Source organism: Pseudomonas sp. 1, assembly GCF_056626735.1.
Genome location: NZ_JBWXMQ010000056.1, coordinates 1 through 626, shown reverse-complemented (window position 1 = coordinate 626; position 626 = coordinate 1). Strand labels below are relative to the sequence as shown.

The window sequence follows — 626 nt, the reverse complement described above, 5'->3', positions numbered from 1 at the left end:
GATGCCACCCAAGACAACAAGCATTTTTCACTGGGCTTCAACTGCGGCGGTGGCACGACAGCGATGGCGTTGTGGGAATGCATGCGCAGTTACATGGAGATCGGGCTGCATGTTTTGCCACAGACCAATGATTTTGAGGGCGGGCGGGCAAAACTGCGAGGTAGAAGCGTTGTTTGGGGCATTACATGTGAATATCTGGACGGCATCAGACACCATCTGGTTGCACAGGAAGTCGGTAAGGCTGCCTGGTTGATAATCGGGGCCATTTTTCTGGGCGCTCCGCTGGCAATGATGTTGCAAGAGTGGAAGTTATCTCCGCCCCCCGACTTATCCCATCCCGACATCATCGAATGGTCAAAACCCCTCCCTCCCGAACAATGGGCCAAACGCTCCCCTGAGTTGGAAGTCGCCATTGCCAAACGCGAAGCCGAGTTGGCCGGACGAGTTGAGGCGCAGGAATGAGCACGCCACCGGCAGGCACTTCGAAGAAAGGGATTTTTTCCCGCAATGATTATTTGGCGCCGTTGCCTGTTCCTACCGGGGAAAAGCCTTGTGACGTGCTCAATACCATCTGGCGTAAAAACGAGGTGTTTCTCGATATCGGTAACTACAGCATTGGCTCGGCG

The 626-nt window shown here is 54.5% G+C and carries 1 pseudogene; it reads left to right on the top strand.

Features of this window, described 5'->3' with window-relative positions:
* Window positions 1–462 (top strand): annotated as a pseudogene (locus AC1MDC_RS28680) (hypothetical protein); the annotation flags it as partial.
* Window positions 463–626: the final 164 nt, after the last annotated feature.